The sequence below is a fragment of the Paenibacillus sp. EKM211P genome (assembly GCF_011066175.1).
Taxonomy (GTDB): Bacteria; Bacillota; Bacilli; order Paenibacillales; family Paenibacillaceae; genus Paenibacillus; species Paenibacillus polymyxa.
Genome location: NZ_JAAMNS010000002.1, coordinates 494437 through 516278, shown reverse-complemented (window position 1 = coordinate 516278; position 21842 = coordinate 494437). Strand labels below are relative to the sequence as shown.

Below are 21842 nucleotides of genomic sequence, written 5' to 3'. Positions count from 1 at the left end.
TTGAATATCTGTTTTTATGACACTATACTAGATTCAAAAGATACCAAATGATTTATTCTTTTGTTTTAAATTGTATTTTAATAATATGCTTATCAACCTCCTCGATCACTTCTAGTATCTTACCCTACCCTTTTCTTCATTTTTTTCACTTACTTTCTTCCAGACTTGTCCACAGTTCTGAATTGAATGTCGTTCCTTGCGGTCTGCACCAAAGGTTATTCACCCTAGAATATGACCTATGGATTTCACCCCAGAATCTATATTTTTAAAGGAGGTGAGTACCAGAGGCTATTTGTGAGCTTTTGACGCTGCTATCGGAAGGTTGTCTTTGAGAATCAAAAAAACCAAGTAAAGGGAGATGAAAAGTATTGATTAAGTCGAAAAATATCAAAAAGACACTGTCGGTCGGTTTTACCGCTATTCTTGCTTTTTCTCTGATTTCTCCGGTGTATGCAGATTCCAGCACAACCTCCTCAGCAGGAGCATCGTCGATTTCCGCCAAGGTTTCAGCCAAGCTGAACCAGCAATTCAGCGCCAGCGAGTATGTCACCTATCTGGTTAAATTAAAAGATCAAGTAGACACGGAGTCTGTTGCCAAGCACGCTTTTCAGAAGGCTTCTGCCGAGCAGATTTCCCCCGCTGCTGCTAAGCTATCTGTACGTACAACGGTTGTAAACTCTCTCATGGATACCGCAGAAAAAACTCAACAATCCGTGGAAGAATACTTAAAGAAGGAAGTCAATAACGGAAACGTAAAAAAATACAAGAGTTAATTTATCGTAAACGCATTTGCGGTAACCAGTACCAAAGAGGTCATGGATAATCTCGCCACCCTACCTGAGATCGACAAAATTTTACCAGATGAAAAGCGCGAACTGCAAAAGGTAGAAATCGATAAGGATACCCAGCCGATAGGGGAGCAATCAACAGCAGGCCAAGCAGTGGCAGATCAAACTGCTGTTGACCCGGCTGTGACGGAAGAAAATGCACAAAAATAGGTGCAAGAATCCGTGTATAAAGATGCAGTAACGCCAAGTCGTGTGGAGTGGAATATTTCTAAGATTAAAGCTCCACAGGTGTGGGCCAAAGGTATTGATGGCAAAGGCATTGTCGTTGCTAATTTGGATACAGGTGTTGAATATACTCACCCGGCATTGAAAAGAAAATGGCGCGGGTTGAATGCTTCCGGTCAAGTCGTCAATCCAGAGCTGAGCTGGTATGATGCGGTTAATGGAGCATCGCTGCCAACAGATTCCCATGGACATGGTACACATACGATGGGGACAAGCGTTGGCTCAGACAGCAACGGTACGAATCAAATCGGTGTTGCTCCAGGGGCCAAGTGGATTGCCGTACGAGTATTCAATCCAGATACCACAGATTCCATCTTGCTAGATGGTGGGCAGTGGATTCTTGCACCTGTAGATAAAAACGGCAAAAAGCACCCTGAGCTTGCACCGGATGTGGTGAATAATTCTTGGGGCGGTGGACCTGGCCTGGACGAATGGTATCGCCCAGTGACCAAGGCGTGGAGAGCAGCACAAATTTTCCCTGAGTTCTCCGCAGGCAATACAACACTATCGAATCCCGGCGGACCTGGGTCTGTGGCCAATCCGGCTAACTTGCCAGAAGCCTATGCCACAGGAGCCACGGATATCAATAACAAGCTGGCAAGCTTCTCGTTGCGTGGTCCTTCTCCTTATGGCGAAGTGAAGCCAGAAATTTCGGCTCCTGGTGTAAACATTCGTTCCTCTGTACCGGGAGGAGTTTATGAGGGAGGCTGGAACGGTACCTCTATGGCAGGTCCGCATACGGCTGGATTAGCGGCATTGCTGCTTCAGGCTAAACCATCATTAACTGTGGATCAATTGGAGGATGTTATTTCGAAAACCGCAACACCGCTGACAGACAGTCAGTATCCGACTTCACCCAACAACGGCTATGGAAATGGTCTGATCGATGCGCTTGCTGCGGTGAACTCCGTACTTAACTAAAAATAATCATAATCATACAGGTTTAAGAAAGATCCCCGAAAATCCCTTTGGGCGGCTCGTACAAGGATGCATGCACCTGCTAACCGTGTGTTGCACTAAGGCGTAGCTGCTAAAAAGGGGTTTTCCTACATAAATGAATATAAAAGTCATAGAATTTCAAGAAAATTGCAAAAAAATGACTTGTATATCTGTTTTGATAACTTTATACTATCCATAATATATGATTTTATATCAATTTTTAATATAAAATGTAATGATATAACATGTTTTTTTCCTTCGAAATGCTTCTGCTTTTTCTCCTAGGTATCTACTGAATTTCATCGCTTCTCTATTGGGATTGTAAACTCACCTATGAAGTACTGCCATCTATGAACAGCCAAATATCTTTTTGAGCCTCTCTATAATCTATGAAGGAGGTGGTGGCTAACACATCGTATTGCGCAACCCGCGTGTTTGATGTGCAAGGCATGAGGTCTGACTCTTGTACAGGTTATTCCAGAATCATTAAACCTAGTAAAAGGAGTGGAGAAGTAATTGATTAAACCTAGACGTTTCAAGAAACCGTTATCTATTGGACTCTCTTTGCTTATGGCTTTTTCATTTGTTCAACCCGCTTTGGCGAAAAACACCCCGGATGGCTCCAAGCTGGAGCTGAAATCAGCCTCGCACAAGGTCACGACCGCGAAGGTATCCGCGAAGCTGACCAAACAGTTTGAGGAGAACAACTATGTTACCTATTTGGTCAAATTAAAAGAACAGGTAGATACGAACAAGGTTTCCAAAAATGCTCTTCAAAAGGCTTCACTTGAGAAAATAACACCTTCCGCTGCCAAAATGGCTGTGCGCAGCCATGTGATCAGCTCTCTACGTGAAACGGCTTCCAGAACCCAATACGGGCTTGAAAGTTATTTGGATAAGGAATCGGAGAGCGGCGGAGTAAAGGAATATAAAAGCTATTTTATAGTCAATGCTTTGGCTGTCACGAGCACCAAGGAGGTGCTGGATCATATCTCGAAGCTGCCTGAGGTCGATAAAATTGTACCGAATGAAACACGTTATCTGCAAAAGGTAACGGTTGATAAGCAGCCAGAGGACACAGGCACCAAAGCGGCTGGAACCGCAACGGCAGCAACAGCAGGAACGGCAAAGTCTGACACAGCCCAGAAAGCTGTAGAACCGGAAAAGGGCGATGGCAAAACATCGGCATTGCCCGGTAATACAGGCAAGAACGCTGTGGACCCGTCCACAGTGGAATGGAACATATCCCATATTAACGCACCACAAGTGTGGGAAAAAGGAATCGACGGAACCGGAATCGTGGTCGCCAACCTCGATACAGGCGTTGACTACACGCATCCGGCCCTGCATCGCAAATGGCGTGGTCTGGATGCGGCAGGCAATGTCGTGAATCCAGAATTGAGCTGGTATGATCCGCATAGTCATGCGGCGCTTCCGGTCGATCAGGAAGACGATTCCCATGGTACGCATACGATGGGCACGATGGTTGGCTCCGAGGAAAATGGAACGAACCGAGTGGGCGTTGCCCCTGGTGCGAAGTGGATTGCGGTGCGGATTTTTAATCCGGAAACGACGGATGCGATTATACTGGACGGTGGTCAATGGCTGCTTGCGCCAAAAGATGCCCAAGGTAATCTTCATCCCGAGCTTGCTCCAGACGTAGTGAACAACTCGTGGGGAGGCGGACCGGGTCTTGATGAATGGTTCCGGCCTGTAGTTCAGGCCTGGCGGGATGCTCAAATCTTCCCCGAATTCTCCGCAGGGAATACCTCCCTCTCCAATCCGGGCGGACCTGGATCGGTAGCCAATCCGGCCAACTACCCAGAATCCTTTGCCACGGGGGCAACCGATATCAATGATAAACTGGGAAGCTTTTCATTGCTGGGACCCTCACCTTACGGTGAGATCAAGCCCGAAGTCTCCGCACCGGGAGTAAATATCCGATCATCTGTAGCCGGTGGCGGTTATAAAGGTGGATATAACGGTACTTCCATGGCGGGTCCTCATGTTGCGGGTCTTGCTGCTTTATTGCTGCAAGCGAATCATTCTCTTACCGTGGATCAGCTGGAGGAAATTCTGGAAAACACAGCTACCCCTCGGACAGATAGTACATATCCTACTTCGCCAAACAATGGATATGGACATGGCGTCATTAATGCGCTTGATGCAGTCGGGTCTGTCATGCAGGGTCTGGGCTCTGTATCCGGTAAAGTCGTAACGGGTGGCGACGATCTGGAAGCGCCTGTTCTTGAGCATACACCGCCTGCAGCTGCATTTGAGGGTATTGATATCCCTTTGACTGCTCATGTAACGGACGATGTCGGCGTAACAGCCGTTGAGGCCTTTGCCAAAACAGCGGGTTCGTCAAACTATGTATACATTCCGATGGAGCGGACCTCTGGAGACAGCAAAGATGGTACATATCAAGCGTCCATTCCGACCTTTTTGGTGGATAGCAAAGGTTTGGAATACTATATCCGTGTAAATGATTTCGGTAATAATGGTTTTGAAACGGAAGTATATAAGGTGAATGTCTCCAAAGGTGTTAAACCAGGCTACACACAAGACTTTGAAAAAGACATTGCCGGTATTAATATCGGGGGTCAGGGTAGTGTTTGGAAATGGGGAACCCCGACAAGCGGCCCTAAAGGCGCACATTCGGGTACAAAGGTCATCGCGACCAATCTCGAAGGCCAATACCAGACCAACTCCAACAGTTATTTTGTGGCCCCTCCAATTGATCTGACTGAGAGTTCCAAAGGGGCACTGGTCAGCTTCAAGCATTGGTACGATCTTGAAAACAATTCTGATTTCGGCAAAGTGTATGTAGCGACCACAAACAATCAGAATGCGTTTGAGCAGGTATTATCGTTTACTGGAACCAGCAATGGCTGGAAAACACAATATCTTGATTTGCGAGCGTTTGCGGGTCAAAAGGTATACCTCCTGTTCAACTTTACTAGTGACAATACAATCGTGAAAGATGGCTGGTATATTGACGATCTCTCCATTCAGGAACCAGACAGCGTTGCACCTGCTGCCCCTGGTCATTTGACTGCTGAAGCAGATACTGTGGGCAACGTTACACTCGCCTGGGGTGCTTCCTCTGATGAAGATGTGAAGCAGTACAAGGTGTATCGTTCAACCCAGTCCGGTAAAAATTATACTTCCATCGGTACAACCTCTGGGCTGACCTACACGGATACGATCACTGTCGGTGGTGCGACCTATCATTATGCAGTGGCGGCCGAGGATTATAGCGGTAACGAAGGTGTCAAGTCGAACGAGGCTTCACTAAGAGTGGACGTGCCGGATACGCTGTATAGCGATCATTTTGATGGCAGTTCAGACAATGGTTGGACTCATTCCGGGACCAAGGATGAGTGGGAACGCGGCATTCCTAAGGAAGTAGGACCGGAAAGCGCAGTGTCCAAACCGAATGTGTGGGCCACCGATCTCGATAGCAACTATGAGAACGGTGCTGATTTTTCACTGGTTTCTCCAAAAATTAATTTGAGTGGTATACGCAACGCAACACTGACCTTCAACCACTGGTTTGAAATTGAAGGCGGCTATGATTACGGATATGTAGAAGTGTCCAAAAACAATGGCGACACGTGGAGTGAGCTGGGTAAGTTCTCGCATAATACAAGTGGTAAAAAATGGGCACCTGTTTATTACAATCTGGACAGCTATACCGGCAATGAGATTCAAGTTCGCTTCCGCTTGAAATCGGATAACAGTGTGAACAAGAATGGCTGGTATATTGACGATTTCCGTGTGCTAGGTGTTCCAGCTTCGACAGTGACCAAGGATATCGTACCTGAGTCCAATATCAAGCTGGAAAAAGCAGAAGAACAATTCCCACTGTACAAAATTACAAGCACTGAAAAGAGTGAATTTCAGGAAAAAGTGAAGCCGGCAGAAGCATCAGTGGATCGTGGACGTGTCGGTCTCGACAGTCTTCCAGCTAGTGCTACGGTTACGGTACTGGAAACCGGACGTTCGGTGAAAACAGACCCAACCACGGGCAAATACAGCTTCACTCATGTAGCGGGTGACTATACGCTGAAGGCCGAAGCCTACGGTTACGTGCCTCAGACGAAAGCAGTTACGATTGAAAATAACAAAGTCATCAGAGCAAACTTTAGTCTCCAGGCTGTCCCACACGGTACGATTCACGGGGTCATCACCGACAAGCAATCTGGTGAACCGATCCAAAAAGCGAAAGTATTGGTGCTGGAGGATGCACGTATTGCTCCTGTAGAGACGAATGAGGCTGGAGAATTTACGCTGGACGTGCTGGAAGGAACATACACATTGTCCATCGCAGCCGAAAATTACTATAGTGACAGTATTTCTGTTACGGCTCCTCCAAACGGCAGTGTAGAAGCGAATATCACGTTGAAGCCTTTCATCGGTTTTCAAGGAGGCATCGCCTATGATGACGGTACAGGAGAAAATGCCAGAGCCTTTAACGCGGCAGGCAATTCATGGGCAGTGAGAATGACACCTGAGTCGGAAGTGGCACAGGTGACAGGAGCATCACTGTTGTTCTGGAACTCTGCTTTCCCGAATCCGGGAGGAACAGCATTCCAATATTCTGTCTATGACGCCTCCGGTGCAGCAGGAGCACCTGGACGTCTATTGGCTGGTCCATTCGACGGAACAGCTGTACGGGATGAGACACAATGGACGACGGTACAGCTTCCAGAGCCGGTGACGGTTCAAGGCGATTTCTATATTGTATATACACAGTCTGCGGTAGGCACACAGTCGCCGGGCCTTGCTACAGATGAAAACAGCCCCAATGCGCTTCGTAGCTGGCAAGGTGTAAGCGGCACATGGAGCCAATCCCCTGAAGAGGAAGGGAACTACATGATCCGGGCGATCGTCAGATATCCGGTCAACGCTCCAACGATTACAACTCCTACGAAGGCAACGTATACGCAGGAGGATACGATTACCGTAACAGGAACTTCTCCGGCAGAAGGGGCTGATATTCAGCTCTTTAACGGCAAAGAATTGGCTGGCACAACGAAAGTGAAGGATCGTCAGTTCAGTTTGGCGGTCGATCTTCAGCCAGGTGCTAATCCGCTAAGTGTTCAAGCGGCGGTATACGGCAAAGTAACGGATCGTTCCGAGCCGATGGTTGTAACGCTCGATCAGACTAAACCGGGTCTGATCCTGACTTCGCCTGGTGAGGGAGCACGTACGAACGCAGGTGTGGTCAGTGTAACCGGTACGGTGTATGACGAGTTCCTCAGTGAATTGACGATTAACGGCGAGCCTGCTGAATTCGGAAGCGACGGCAGCTTTAACAAACGTTTGCTTATCAACGAAGGTGAAACCCAAATTACGGTAACGGCCAAAGATCTTGCCGAAAACGAAACGAGTGTTACACGCTCGGTGTATGTCGATACAGCGCTGCCGAAACTTGAAAATATTAGTCCTGCTGAGGATGTACGTATCACTCCAGGACAGCCGGTACGGGTATCTTTTGACAGTGCATCCGGTTTGGAGGCATCCTTCCATGTGGAGTTGCCCTTTAACCTGTCCACTTTGGCCCGTAATGAAATTCCATTAAATGAAACTTCATCAGGTCACTATGAAGGTATTTATCTCACTTCATCTTCTCTGAACCTGGAAGGCGGAGTCATCGTGATCCGGGTAAGGGATGCAGCGGGGAATGAAGTGGAAACGGAGGCGCCGGGAAGATTGTATGTAACCCATAGTGGAGGAGAGGGCCCTGGTCCGAATCCACCTACATCGAATGAAAAGCCGGTAGCTATTATCCAGGCGAATGACTCAGCCAAGAAGAACAAAAATGTACAATTTAACGCCAAAGCCTCCCGTGATGCAGATGGTGAGATCGTCAGCTACAGTTGGAATTTTGGTGATGGCGATACGGCGGTTGGTTCAAAGGTGAAGCATAAATTCACCACAGCCGGAACGTATACTGTGGAGCTAACAGTGACGGATAATGACGGCGCAAACGGTAAGGCAGTGCACACCATCACGATCCGTTAACAGCAAGTAAGAGCAGGGGATAGAAGATTTTTTAGAATGCAATGCAGGCCCACAGCAAGCCACTGTTAATAGAGGCTGCTGTGGGCCTTTTTTAATTTGTCTAACAGTTTAGGAAGCGATACAATGAATAGTACTCTATAAAGTGAATCGTTTCACAATAATATTTTTTAGCAGGAGAGGATCATATGATTCATTTGGAAAAAGAAAGCGGACGTATCCGTCTTGTACTCGATGCCTATTTTATGGGAGAAGATATCGTTGTGCTCATATCAGGCGGTGATCAGCCTCACTTGGGGACGATTACAGCAGGGGCTAGGCTTGAGCCGATTCAAACCGTGCAATTGCAAAACCACAAGGAATTTTATATTACTGAAGAAATTGCAGTTCGCTTGCGTAAAGAGTTTGCGGGTAACTTCGCCATTTGCTGCGGGACGCATTTGGATCATGCAACCAAGGACGAAATCCGAATGTTGACAGACATGGCTATACAAATGGGAAAAGAGCTCATTGAAGAACTTAAGCAAGTACGCTTGTAGGGACCTTTTTAAGTGAACTCCTGAAAGAGTAGATTGCGATAGGGATATTTACTAAAGGGATACTTAAAGAGCAATGCAAATCCATTATCCTCAATGTCTACAGATTTTAGCGCAGAGGATGGAATTAAACTACGGATCATTACTTGAACTGCACGCTGGTCTTGCCTGTTGATCGCTTTGGCTAAGGCAGAAGCAAAGCATTCATTGCGTGCCAATTCGCGATACAGCGGAAAAACGGCTTTGGCAATGGCGCGATGAACCTTCGGTTCAAATGTAAACTGCACCATCCCGGGTGGAATCGTCGTACCGTTCGTATAATAAAGCATTGGTGGCTGAGCTAAAAAGGAAACAAAGTAGCCGATCCCATTCGTGCCTAAGCCTTGCTTGGCGGCAAATGGCGCTACTGAGCAGAGAAGGGATTTCATCCGATCCAAATTACCCTGAACGACAGCTCGTGACCATTGGACGGCAAAAGCACGTCGGGTTGCAATAGCTTTGTAAAATGGCAGCATGGCGGCGGATATTTTCCGAAGTGTCTCTGCATGTAAACGTTGGTGAGGCGAGCCCTTTCTGCGGGATGTTCCACGATATAACATAGCTCCGTCCTCCTTGGCAGGATGCTCTCATGGAGCGCAATTTATCTGTAATAGGTACAATACTGTATGCCCGGTTATCTCAAAAAGTGCTAAGATGCTATGCTGCTACTTTTCAACGTTCTAATTTAAAAAATTGAAATAAGTACTGTCCTGATTTGTAAGATTGTGGTACCCTAGAACTTATATATTGTTATTATAATTATTGGAGTTGAATTAAACAGATGAGTGACTTGTACAAGGAGCCTCGATCTTCCGATCCCTTTCAGGAGCCGAACGATTATAACGCCCCATTTAACCAGCCCCCAGTAGTTCCACCTACAAATAGTAAAGCTGTTGCGTCGATGGTGCTCGGGATTTTATCTGTTGTCATTCCCTATCTTGGGTTGATCATCGGAATTGTAGGTATTATTTTGTCCAGTCTTTCCCTGAAGGAAATTAATCGTCATGGTGAGCAAGGCAGAGGCATGGCTATTGCTGGACTGGTATGTAGTATTATCGGCACACTAATTTATGCATTGATTATCATTTTCTTGGTTATTGTTTTTGTTGTGGCGGCTTCCAGTGGCGACTCGGATATTTTTTCAGACATTTAATGAATTAAAGAATGCTTGAGTCAGACTAACCATTCACGATTTGCCTATTGGATGTTATGATAGAGGGAGTCCAATCAAGGAGAGTGAAGCTGTATGGCACGTACTCAAACACAAAAAGAGTTAAGCAAGGCGAAACGCGCCGGGATCTATTGCGCGGCACAGAGCCGCAAAACGAATGATCATTATGGCGAGATTTCACAGCACACGCGAATGAAGCCGACCAAGCAGGAACAATTACAAAAGGTCAAGCACAAGAAGCGACTCGTTCAGGGTGACGCTTCTTTTTTTGTCTTAAGCGAAGTCGAAAAACTTCAAGGAAGTGAATGTATAGGAGCGGGTAGTATTTTCTATAATATAGCTCAAAAAGAACTTGATAATAATTATCATTCTTGTTAGAATCATAAGAAAGAAGGAACCCTGGCAGGGGCTCCTTCATGATAAAGCTATGGTTTGGCTTGAAAACTAAGGTCTACTTTGCTTCAAAGGTTTTGCAGTCTGTTTCTTCGGACGTGTGAGTGTTCGCAGGCTTGTTGCTTACGATATAAATGGAGCTTGCGCTACATTTATTATCCTGAGCCCAGTACGTGCATGAGTTGACTTCGCACAGAACGTCTTTTGCCATATTGTTCACCTCCTTATAGGAATGTGATGGGCTGAGCAAATACAATCACAGTCAGTCAAGGTAGGACTTGTCCAGCTGTGTGTACCCTCTTGGTAAGAAGAGGGATTTTGCTATGCCTACTTGTACAATATCAAAACAATTTTAAAATTGCAATGTTTGCGCCATGTTGTAGATCAAAACAGACACAAGTGTTCCTTTTAATTAAAAAACAAAAGCTGTCCCTATGCAGAATGAAATGTTCTTCTGCCAGAGACAGCTTTTTTTATATTTTTCTAACAGAATGGCGGCACTAAAAGGCTTAGCGCACGTTAGGAATATTTACAATGGGATCAATATCAGCATCATAGTCTACACCTTCGAATACAAAGCCGAACAGCTGGAAAAATTCGCGACGATATCCTTCAAGATCGGATAATTCATAGATATTTTGGGTCGTCAGTTCCTCCCATATGTTCGCAACTTCTGCCTGCACATCCTCGCGCAATTCCCAATCATCAATGCGAATACGACCCTCTTCATCTACAGCAGTTTCTGGGGCGTACAGACGCTCGGCAAATAGGCGGTAGCTCTGCTCTATGCACCCCTCATGCAGCCCTTTCTCCTTCATCACCTTATACAAAGCGGAAATATACAGAGGAACGACAGGGATGGCTGAGCTGGATTGGGTAACGAGTCCTTTGGTGACTGCGACGAAGGCGCGTCCACCTGTGGTTTTCAGCTGGTCGTTCAGTTGGCGTGCTGTCGCCTCCAGATGATCTTTTGCGCTTCCGATACTGCCTTCTCTGTAGATGGCTTGGGTAATATCTGAACCGATATACGAAAAAGAGAAGGTAGTGGCGTTATCAGCGAGTACATCGCCTGTACGCAAAGCGTCAATCCACAATTTCCAATCCTCACCACCCATAACCTCTACAGTCCCCTGTACTTCTTCTTCTGTAGCCGGTTCGAGCGTCACGCTGCTGACTTCACCGGTGTGAAAGTTAACGGTCTTATTCGTATAGGGCTCACCAATAGGTTTGAGCACGGAATTAGACGTTTCGCCTGTGCGGGGATGGGTACGGCGACCTGAAGCAACACTGTAAACCACCAGATCGACTTGTCCCAGTTCTTCACGAATGGCTTCCACCGTTTTGGCTTTGACTTCATCCGAGAAGGCGTCTCCTGTCACGCTTAAAGATTTAAGCCCAGCTTCCTGAGCGGCTTTTTCAAATGCAGCAGAATTGTACCAGCCTGCTGATGCTGTGCGTGTAGCCGTAGCATTGCTAGGACGATATACACCAATTGTATTGGCACGCGCACCGAAAGCGGCCGTAATTCGAGAAGCCAACCCATATCCGGCAGATGCCCCGATCACAAGCACATTACGAGGTCCGTGGATAGCAGGACGGGCTAGTACATAGTCAATTTGCTCCTGAACATGTTGGGCACAGCCCACCGGATGAGCAGTGGTGCAGATAAAGCCACGTGTTCTTGGTTTGATAATCATGTTATTGTAATTCCTCTCTTCTTGTAGCAATCTTCACCCTTACTATTTTAACTTTTAACAATTTTTTTTCAAACGTGGATTTCAGTAAGTATCCTTTTTACCCAAAAGTGTATCCCTGTACAGGGTGGCAAGTGCCTAAGAGTCTGCATATGATGCTGTAACGATAAACATGAGAAGGGAGAGAGCTGCTTGAAGAACAAGAGCCGCAAAACCAACAGAAACAAAAAGCCGCTCTATCGTGTAATTGACCCGGATATGAATGAGTTAAGTATGATACAACGCTCAAAGCCACTGCCTGCGGAGAGGGAGACAGAAGCAAGACTTCATCAAGTTGCTTCTCCGCCTCCCCCAACTACAGAGGAGTCGGAGATACAGACAGTTGTCGAGCCTGAAGTCGAGGCTCTGCAAGAGAAAGAGATTGAGGTTGCAGATGTAGAGGAGACTCCAGCTTTGATGGAAGAACCTCCACTGCCAGAGCTAGAACCAGAGCTAGAACTAGATCCAGAACCGGAACCTGAACCAGAGCCAGAACCAGAACCAGAACCAGATCCAATTGATGTGGAAGAAATTTTGAACAATAAGAAGGCTCCACATGTAAACAATGCTTTCATCTATACAGACGATTTGAGTGATCTCGCTGTGACGGGTGAGAAGATCGCTCCTGCTTCCATAGATTCCAGCAAGCTGAAACAAGAGAGTATTCAAACGGAATCTTTAGCAGATTATGCTGTTCATACCATTAAAATAGCTGACGGTGCTGTGACTGCTTCGAAGATTGCTCCCGACTCCATTACGGTCGAGCATCTGTCGGACGCATCAGTGGCAGGCAGTAAATTGCAGGATCGCTCTATTAGTGGTGAAAAACTTCGGGATGGCAGCATCACTCCAGAAAAGCTGGCGGATAAAATTATTAGCGGCGATCATATTGCCAATGGCTCGATTGAGAGTCGTCACTTCAAGCAATGGATCGTGTCTTCAGATATGCTTCAAGATCAGTCGGTCACCTCAGATAAAATTCGCAGCGGTACGATTCAATCGAACAATTTGGCGAATGAAGCTGTTGATAGCTCCAAGCTGGGTGATCAGTCTGTGACCACCTCCAAACTGCGGGATGGGGCTGTGGATGGAGCTAAAATCCAGGCAGGCAGCATTGAGAGCGCACACCTGACCGAGCATGCCGTTCTTGCCCGGCATCTAGCTCCGGGTTCGATTAATCGCAAGCAGCTATCCAACGGTATTGTAGGCCGAGAACAATTGGAGGAAGGCGTTGTCAGCGGACGTCATCTGGAGTCTGAGGCAGTCACCAGTACGCACATTCAGGCAGGAGCGATTGAAAGAAAGCATCTCAGTCCCGGCTCCATCGGGGAAGAGCAGCTTGGAACGGGCCAAGTGACAGCACGGCATATCGCGGATCGGAGTATTCAGTCCAATAAACTGGCAGATCAGTCTGTAGGCTCATTGCAAATTGTCGATCAATCCGTCACTTCATCCAAAATATCGGATCAGAGCATTCTCCCACACAAAATTGCCGATGAGGCGGTACTTACCAGACATATTGCAACAGCAGCCATACAAGGACCCCAAATTTCTCCAGAGGCAGTTTCTTCCGTGCATCTTCAATCCGAAATTATTCGGAAGGATCATATCGCATCAGAGGCGGTTACGGAGCAACATTTGCATTCCGGGGCTGTGACAAGCGAGAAAATAGGGAAGGGTGCAGTTCTGGATCACCATGTGGCGAATCAGGCTATCAAGGAAAATCACATTGCTTCGAGCGCTATTAAGTCTGACAAAATCGCTGACGAGGCGGTTATAGAAACTAAAATTAGCACAGGGGCGGTAACCGGAAATAAAATTGCGTCTCAAGCCGTTACCCACGTACACATTGCAACGGGAGTCATCCGTGAAAACCACCTTGCCGACAATAGTGTGGGCGGAAAGGCGTTACAGGCTCAAGCGGTGGACTCAACTCATTTGGCCCAGAGCTCTGTACAGAGCAAGCATCTTGGGGAAGATAGTGTCGGAACCGCGGCGTTGCAAGAACAGTCCGTTACCGCAGACATACTAGGCGAAGGCGCTGTTCAAACCGCGCATTTGGCCAGCGGTGCGGTATACTCCCACCATTTGCAGGATCATGCCGTTACTTCGTTGAAACTATCGCCGGAAAGTGTGGCTACGGATAAAATTAATGATTTGGCAATTACTGCACCTAAGTTAGCTGAGGGCAGTGTCACTTCCTCCAAGCTGTCTGCTCGTTCTGTGCAGCCATGGCATATTACAGATAAAGCGGTGCTAAGCAACCATCTGGCTGTTGAGGCAGTGGAGGCGAATCATCTTGCTCCGGAATCCGTCACCTCCAACCATTTGCAGTCTGCTTCGATCCAAACCAAACATCTCGCCCCGGATAGTGTGTCCGGCCATGCCCTTCAGTCGGAAAGCGTCACTTCCGAGAAGTTAGCGGCTCGGGCTGTGCAGGCTTCCAACCTGGCGGAAAACAGCGTGGGACCCGGACATTTGGCTGCACAGGCCGTACACACCAGACATTTGGCCGCAGGAGCAGTAGAGGACACGATATTAGCCCAGAATGCTGTGAAGTCTGAGCATCTTGCAGCAGAATCCATCCAATCCGAGCACTTGCAAAGCGGGATCATTCAGGGAGAACATATTGCATTGCAAGCTATAGCGACTCAAGCCATACAGGATGAAGCGGTTACCTCTGCCAAACTATCAGAGGAAAGTGTAACCTCTACCAAGTTGTCAGCCCATGCAGTGCAGTCCGGGCATATTATGGATGAAGCTGTACAAAGCAACCACTTGGCCGTGGCGGTTGTGGACTCGACCCATCTGGCATCTGGAGCGGTCACCTCGGTGCACCTACAGGCCTCCTCGGTGCTAACGAGACATTTGGCTCCGGATAGTGTGTCCGGTCGTGCACTACAAGCGGAAAGTGTAACCTCGGAAAAACTGGCAGCCCGCTCGGTACAAGGAATGAACCTTGCAGAAGGCAGTATCGGCCCTTCACATCTATCTGTGCAGTCCGTACACACGCGGCATTTGGCAGCTGGAGCGGTACAGGATAGAGTGCTGGCAGAGGGAGCGGTGAAGTCCGTGCACATTGCCCCGGAATCGATCCAACCACACCATCTGCATACTGAAATCATTCAGGGCGAGCATATTGCATCCCAGGCCATATCGACCGATGCTTTACAAGATGAGTCTGTGACATCTGATAAATTGGCGGATGAGAGTGTGACTGCCGCCAAACTGTCGGCCCACTCGGTACAGTCGTGGCACATTACAGACGAAGCGGTGCAAGGAAATCATTTGGCAGAAGAGTCCATCCAGTCGAACCATCTAGCGCCGGAAAGTGTAACCTCAGCCCACTTGCAGTCTTCGTCAGTGCTCACGAGCCATCTGGCCCCGGATAGTGTGTCCGGTCGTGCGCTACAAGCGGAAAGCGTCACCTCGGATAAGTTGGCAGCCCACTCAGTGCAAGGAACGAATCTTGCGGAAGACAGCGTCGGCCCGTCACATTTGTCTGCACAGTCGGTACACGCCCGGCACCTGGCAACAGGTGCAGTACAGGATACAACGCTGGCAAAGGGAGCAGTGAAGTCGGTACACATTACCGCGGGGTCCATCCAGCCGCATCACCTGCACACTGGAAGCATTCAGGGCGAGCATATCGCATCCCAGGCCATATCGACCGATGCTTTGCAGGATGAGTCCGTTACGTCTGATAAATTGGCGGATGAGGGTGTGACTGCCGCCAAGTTGTCGGTCAACTCGGTACAGCCGTGGCACATTACAGATGAAGCGGTGCAAGGAAATCATTTGGCGACAGAAGCCATCCAGTCAAGCCATCTGGCCTCGGAATCCGTTACCTCTCGCCATTTGCAGGCTTCCTCAGTGCTTACGAGCCATTTGGCGCCAGATAGTGTATCCGGTCGTGCACTACAGGCGGAAAGCGTCACCTCGGAAAAGCTGGCAGCGCGCTCGGTACAAGGGACGAATCTTGCGGAAGGCAGCATCGGCCCGTCACATTTGTCGGCACAGTCCGTACACAGCCGGCATCTGGTAGCCGGAGCGGTACAGGATAGAGCGTTGGCAGAGGGAGCAGTGAAATCTGTGCATATCGCTCCAGAATCGATCCAGTCGCACCATTTGCACACTGGAAGCATTCAGGGCGAGCATCTGGCATCCCAGTCGATATCGACTGATATTTTACAGGATGAGTCCGTTACGTCTGATAAATTGGCGGATGAGGGTGTGACTGCCGCCAAGCTGTCGGCTCACTCCATACAGCCGTGGCACATTACAGATGAAGCGGTGCAAGCTAATCATTTGGCAGAAGAGGCTGTTCAGTCGAGCCATCTGGCGTCGGAATCTGTCACCTCAGCTCACTTACAGTCTTCGGTGATACTTGCGAGCCATTTGGCACCAGAAAGTGTATCTGGCCTTGCGCTACAAGCGGAAAGCGTCACTTCGGAAAAGCTGGCAGCACGCTCGGTGCAAGGGACGAATCTTGCGGAAGATAGCGTCGGTCCTTCGCATTTGTCCGCACAGTCGGTACAAACTCAGCATTTGGCAGTCGGCGCAGTCCAGGATACAGCGCTAGCCGAGGGGGCAGTGAAGTCGGTACACATTGTCCCGGAATCGATCCAGCCGCATCATCTGCAAACTGGAACCATTCAGAGCGAGCATCTGGCATCCCAGTCGATATCGACCGATGCCTTACAGGATCAAGCCGTTACGTCTGATAAATTGGCGGATGAGGGTGTGACTGCCGCCAAGCTGTCGGCTCACTCGGTACAGCCGTGGCACATTGCGGACGAAGCCGTGCAAGCCAATCATTTGGCACAAGAGACCATCCAGTCGAGCCATCTGTCACCGGAATCTGTTACCTCAGCCCACTTGCAGTCTTCGGCGGTGCTTGCGAGCCATCTGGCTCCGGATAGTGTGTCTAGTCGTGCGCTACAAGCGGAAAGCGTCACCTCAGAGAAGCTGGCAGCCTACTCGGTGCAAGGAACGAATCTTGCGGAAGGCAGCGTCGGCCCGTCACATCTGTCTGCACATTCGGTACACACCCTGCATCTGGCAGACGGTGCAGTACAGGATACAGCGCTAGCCGAGGGGGCAGTGAAGTCGGTACACATCGCCCCGGAAACGGTCCAGTCGCACCATCTGCTTACTGGAACCATTCGGGGAGAGCATCTGGCATCTCAGTCGATATCAACCGATGCCTTACAGGATGAGTCCGTTACGTCTGATAAATTGGCAGATGAGGTCGTGACAGCTGCCAAAATATCTCCACATTCCGTCCAGCCATGGCACATTACGGATGAAGCCGTGCAAGCTAATCATTTGGCAGAAGAGATCGTTCAGTCGAGCCATCTGGCGCCAGAGTCCGTCACCTCAGCCCACTTGCAGTCTTCGACTGTGCTTGCGAGCCATCTGGCCTCGGATAGTGTGTCTAGTCGTGCGCTACAAGCGGAAAGCGTCACCTCGGAGAAGTTGGCGGTCCACTCGGTACAAGGGGCGAATCTTGCGGAAGGCAGCGTGGGTCCTTCGCATTTGTCCGCACAGTCGGTACACACCCTGCATTTGGCAACTGGCGCAGTCCAGGATACAGCGCTGGCAAAAGGTGCAGTGAAGTCCGTGCATATTGCCCCGGAATCGATCCAGTCACACCATCTGCACACTGGAACCATTCAGGGCGAGCATCTGGCATCCCAGTCGATATCGACCGATGCCTTACAGGATGAGTCCGTTACATCCGACAAACTGGCAGATGAGGTTGTGACAGCTGCCAAAATATCTCCACATTCCGTCCAGCCATGGCACATTACGGACGAAGCCGTGCAAGCCCATCATTTGGCAGAAGAGACCATCCAGTCGAGCCATCTGGCGCCGGAATCTATCACCTCAGCCCACTTGCAGCCTTCGGCAGTGACGATCCAGCATATTGCGCCAGGGAGTGTATCTGTTCACGCGCTCCAGGCAGGTAGCGTGAACGCTGAGAAGCTTGCGCTTCGCGCGGTGCGTGCTTCGAATCTGGCGGAAGCTAGCGTAAGCTCCGTACATTTGACAGAGCATGCCGTGCACTCCCAGCATTTGTCCGATGGGGCGATTCAAGAGTCAGCACTGGCAGAGGGGGCTGTGCAGTCCCGTCACATTTCACCGGATTCTGTTCAATCTGAGCATTTGCAAGCAGGAGCTATTCAGTCACAGCATATCGGCTGGCAGGCGGTGTCAGAGCAAGCTATACAGGATGGAGCAGTGACGTCCGGCAAACTCGCAGATGGAACGGTGGAGTCCCGCCATGTGGCTGAGGAGGCAATTGAAGGTCAGCATATTGCAAAGGAAGTCATTGATTCGCACCACATAAAGCCCGGCTCGGTGACACTGGATCAATTATCCACAGATATTCATCTCTCGGGGATTTTACCGGAGGAAGGGATCAGTGGCGACAAACTTCAGGCAAACAGTATATCCCGCGGCCATCTGCAGGATCAGGTCGTCAACAGTGAGGTGCTAAGCCCAGAAGCTGTAGGTCCAGAGCATCTACAGGCTGCTGCGGTACAAAGTCATCATGTGGCAGAGCAGAGCATCGAAGGTCATCATCTGGCAGAAGGTTCCGTTGGCTCACGTGAGCTGGAACTGAATGCAGTGACACCGGAGCATTTGAGCATCACCCCGGTTCGTACTTGTGCGAACCAGCCTGCATTACAGCAGTTTGGCAGAGCGCCGTTTCTTTTAAAAGGAAGCGAAGGAGAGACGGAAGTAACCATTGTATTTGGGGAGCCATTTGTGAACCCGGACTACACGTTGGTAGCGATGACGAACCATCCTCTCTTTCATGCAACACTGAAATCCCAAACGACTAATGGAGCGGTGATCGTTGTAACCAAGTGGAGTGAAACCGCGCATAACTACGGTATTATTTCCTGGATTGCCATCGGTTAGTGGAGATGATGGTTGCAACACTTATAGCGTGCAGACTCATGTATTTTCCAGATACAGAGCTGCACGCTTTTTCATATACTTTTCACATATTTGCTCCACAATTATCCCGAATTCTCCTGATAAGCTAAAGATACTTTAAAGGAGAGGTGATTCAATCATGAAAAAATGGACTAAAAATGCAGCAGCCGTATTGACCGTAGTAAGCGTACTGGGAGGAGCAAGCAGCGCATTCGCCGCTACAGCAACCACAACTCCAGCCACCCCTGCACCAGCCATCAAAACTCCTGCGGTTACGACTCCTGCTAGCAAAGCACCGTCAAAAGCGCCTGCAACGAAAACACCTGTGGTGAAAGCACCTGTTAAAAAAGCTGCAACAGCTCATAAAGCAACAACCAAAGCAAAAAAAGCTCCTGCCAAAAAAGCCATTGCGAAAAAAGTGGCAAGCCACAAAGCAAAAGCAGTGAAAGCAAAACACCGCACAGTTAAACATCATGTGAAAAAACATAACGTTGTTCAACACAAGGTAGCAGCACATAAAACTCGTGCACAACATGTCGTAGCTAAAAAAGTAACCCATAAAGTTCCAGTAAAAAAAGCAGTCCCAGCCAAAACTGCTCCAAAGGCAGCAGCTAAAGTAGTAACAACTAAGAAATAAGGTAGAAAATAAGGTAGAAAATAAGGTAGAAGTGTAGTTAGCTTTCAGTTCACCTGGCATATACAGCAGCGATTCATGATAAGAAAAGACGGGACCGGGAACGGTATACCCGTCTTTTGTCTATTCTGCTGGGCTTCTGTTAAGCTTAAAGAAAGGATGCTAGCATCCAGAACAACGGCAAGGGGTTAAGGCCATGACAAAAATAGTAGTAGTGGATGACGATGTGTTCATTTTGCAATTAATATCTGAATATTTGAAAAAAGAGTCCTACGAGGTAACTTCCTTTTCCAGTGGGAAAACATTGGTAGAGCATATCCGAACAAACCGTCCAGATTGCCTCGTGCTTGATATTATGATGCCGGGCATTGACGGGCTTTCTCTATTGACTCAGCTTCGTGAGTTTACAGAAATGCCGATCATTATGATCTCCGCGCGCGGAGAGGAAAGTGACCGTATCCACGGGCTGGAATTGGGATGCAGTGATTTTTTGACCAAGCCCTTTAATCCAAGAGAGCTGGTGGGAAGGGTCAAAGCGATGCTGAGACTGAGCAAGGCGGGCACGTCTGCATCCGATGACAAGCAAGCAGCAGAGAGCACAAATCTTTGCCATGCAGGCAATCTGTGCATTTTTGCTGACTTTCGTAAAGTTACAGTAGACGGACAAACGTTAAATTTGACCTCACGTGAATTCGACCTGTTGCTGTTTCTTGCGAATCATCTGGAACGGCCTTTTGGTAGAGAGCATTTGATTCAGCAGGTGTGGAGCTATGACTTTATAGGTGATGTGAGAGTCGTAGATGATCTGGTCAAACGTATTCGCAAAAAGTTGGCAGAGTACCACTCTACGCTTGTCATTAACACGGTATGGGGATTTGGATATAAAGCAACGGTTCAGGAGATGTAGCCATGCGTACGATGAGAGCCAAAATTCTGCTGTCCCTGTCCATTGCCATGCTGATTACTGTCTGTATTACGGTGGTCTTATTTATTAGGCTCATCGATGACATTCTGGTGAATCAGGCCAAATCCAAGCTTCATGAGCAGGCACGCAAAGCCGTCCACATTATGAGTGACGGAGGCTTTGATCGACTGGATAATGCCGAATTTAACTATGTTATCAAGGGTGTGCTTTTATCTGCCGATTACTTTATTTTAAGCACGGATAACCGCATCATCGACTCCAGCGTCTCTGGGATGGAAGGCAAAAAGATCGAGCATTTGCTTTTGACCCGCCAAGGATTTTTTGCATCGGTTCATCCGTCTGCCCACGATCTGGTTACTACACATGAAGGCGTTGCGGTGCTTCAAGGTAAAAAGGTGTTGTTTACGAATGAAGAACTGCCCGGACAACCTTTCCGCATCTTTGTATACTCACCCTTATCTTCTTTGAGAGCCCTCTATGTACCGTTAATGAGAACTACGTTACTATCGATCGTAGCGAGTTTTCTGGTGATTCTCGTTATTGGTCTGATGATTGTTTCACGTCTGGTGCGTCCACTCAAACGATTGAAAGAGGCGGTAGGCAACTATGAGCCGAATCAGCCACAGGATAGTGATTTTCCGCAGGCGGACAAAAGCGAAATTGGCGAACTGATAGGCACCTTTCATTCCATGTCGGCCCGCATTCAGCACCACCACCACAGCCAGATTGAATTTCTGCAAAATGTATCACACGAGCTAAGGACTCCGTTAATGTCCATTCAAGGTTATGTATATGCTATTCAGGATCAAGTGGTATCCCAGGACGAGGGACTGAGCATTATTAAAGTGCAATCCCAGCGATTAATTGATATGGTGGAAAAGTTGCTTCAGCTATCGAGGCTGGAGGCGCTGAATGAGGAATGGCCTGTCTCTCTGATTGATCTGAGAAGTATGGCGGAGGACGCTGTTCATCTATTGATGCCGATGGCCAGTGAACGCTCTATCTCGCTTCGAGTGGAGGGAGAGGGTCTGCATGTGGCCGTTCCGGCTGAGCAATTATTTCGCATGATATTGAATTTGCTGCAAAATGCAGTTCGACACACCTCAACGGAGGTTGTCATTCATTTGGAGACGGGGACAACGGCGGAGGTTGTGTGGGTTATGCATGTAGATGATGATGGGAGAGGACTAACCGAGTCTGAAGCAGCCGAGGTGTTTGGAAGATTCTATACAGGATCAAATGGCGTCACGGGACTAGGATTGGCCATCTGCCGTCAAATAGCCTCCCGACTGAATGGAGAACTACTTTGTACACGATCGCCATTAGGTGGTGCACGCTTCAGTTACATTCAACACATGTTATAAATGAGGCAAAAATGGTTAAAAATAATCATTTTTTCGCTTATATATACCACTAACATGACA

Annotated in this window: 11 protein-coding genes and 1 pseudogene; 9 read left to right on the top strand and 3 right to left on the bottom strand. The window is 48.4% G+C overall.

Annotation, left to right across the window (positions count from 1 at the left end):
• Positions 1-368: 368 nt before the first annotated feature.
• From G9G57_RS26185 to lpdD, 3 genes and pseudogenes are all read left to right on the top strand, one after another.
• Positions 369-1994, top strand: a pseudogene (locus G9G57_RS26185) (S8 family serine peptidase).
• Between the two features lie 534 nt (positions 1995-2528).
• Positions 2529-8042, top strand: coding sequence for a S8 family serine peptidase (locus G9G57_RS05305; protein ID WP_164964610.1), 5514 nt, complete (start codon positions 2529-2531; stop codon positions 8040-8042).
• Positions 8043-8227: 185 nt separating this feature from the next.
• The gene (gene lpdD / locus G9G57_RS05300; protein WP_102998994.1) at positions 8228-8578 is read left to right on the top strand and encodes a prenylated flavin chaperone LpdD; all 351 of its coding nucleotides are present in this window, start codon (positions 8228-8230) and stop codon (positions 8576-8578) included.
• Positions 8579-8586: 8 nt separating this feature from the next.
• On the opposite strand, the gene G9G57_RS05295 is transcribed toward lpdD, so the two are convergent.
• Positions 8587-9174, bottom strand: coding sequence for a hypothetical protein (locus G9G57_RS05295; protein WP_016818699.1), 588 nt, complete (start codon positions 9172-9174; stop codon positions 8587-8589).
• A 221-nt stretch (positions 9175-9395) separates the two neighbouring features.
• On the opposite strand from G9G57_RS05295, the gene G9G57_RS05290 reads away from it, so the two are divergent.
• Positions 9396-9767 (top strand): DUF4190 domain-containing protein, encoded by a 372-nt coding sequence (locus tag G9G57_RS05290; protein ID WP_016818700.1) that lies wholly within the window; start codon positions 9396-9398, stop codon positions 9765-9767.
• Positions 9768-9860: 93 nt separating this feature from the next.
• Positions 9861-10163, top strand: a complete 303-nt coding sequence (locus G9G57_RS05285; RefSeq protein WP_164964609.1) for a hypothetical protein — start codon at positions 9861-9863, stop codon at positions 10161-10163.
• A 73-nt stretch (positions 10164-10236) separates the two neighbouring features.
• On the opposite strand, the gene G9G57_RS05280 is transcribed toward G9G57_RS05285, so the two are convergent.
• Together G9G57_RS05280 and fabV are read right to left on the bottom strand one after the other, a co-directional pair.
• Positions 10237-10389 (bottom strand): DUF1540 domain-containing protein, encoded by a 153-nt coding sequence (locus G9G57_RS05280; RefSeq protein WP_017426780.1) that lies wholly within the window; start codon positions 10387-10389, stop codon positions 10237-10239.
• A gap of 298 nt (positions 10390-10687) precedes the next feature.
• Complete coding sequence (gene fabV / locus G9G57_RS05275; protein WP_164964608.1) at positions 10688-11875, bottom strand: enoyl-ACP reductase FabV; 1188 nt, start codon at positions 11873-11875, stop codon at positions 10688-10690.
• A 189-nt stretch (positions 11876-12064) separates the two neighbouring features.
• Here fabV and G9G57_RS05270 point away from each other — a divergent pair, with 189 nt between their 5' ends.
• The 4 genes from G9G57_RS05270 to G9G57_RS05255 all read left to right on the top strand — a co-directional run bounded on the left by G9G57_RS05270 (position 12065) and on the right by G9G57_RS05255 (position 21782).
• Positions 12065-18841 (top strand): WIAG-tail domain, encoded by a 6777-nt coding sequence (locus G9G57_RS05270; RefSeq protein WP_164964607.1) that lies wholly within the window; start codon positions 12065-12067, stop codon positions 18839-18841.
• 157 nt (positions 18842-18998) lie between these two features.
• Positions 18999-19496: a hypothetical protein gene (locus tag G9G57_RS05265; RefSeq protein WP_164964606.1), complete on the top strand. Its 498-nt coding sequence runs from the start codon at positions 18999-19001 to the stop codon at positions 19494-19496.
• Positions 19497-19689: 193 nt separating this feature from the next.
• Entirely contained in the window at positions 19690-20400 is a 711-nt protein-coding gene (locus G9G57_RS05260) for a response regulator transcription factor (protein WP_016821908.1), read from the top strand.
• Between the two features lie 2 nt (positions 20401-20402).
• Positions 20403-21782, top strand: coding sequence for a sensor histidine kinase (locus G9G57_RS05255; RefSeq protein ID WP_044787592.1), 1380 nt, complete (start codon positions 20403-20405; stop codon positions 21780-21782).
• Positions 21783-21842: the final 60 nt, after the last annotated feature.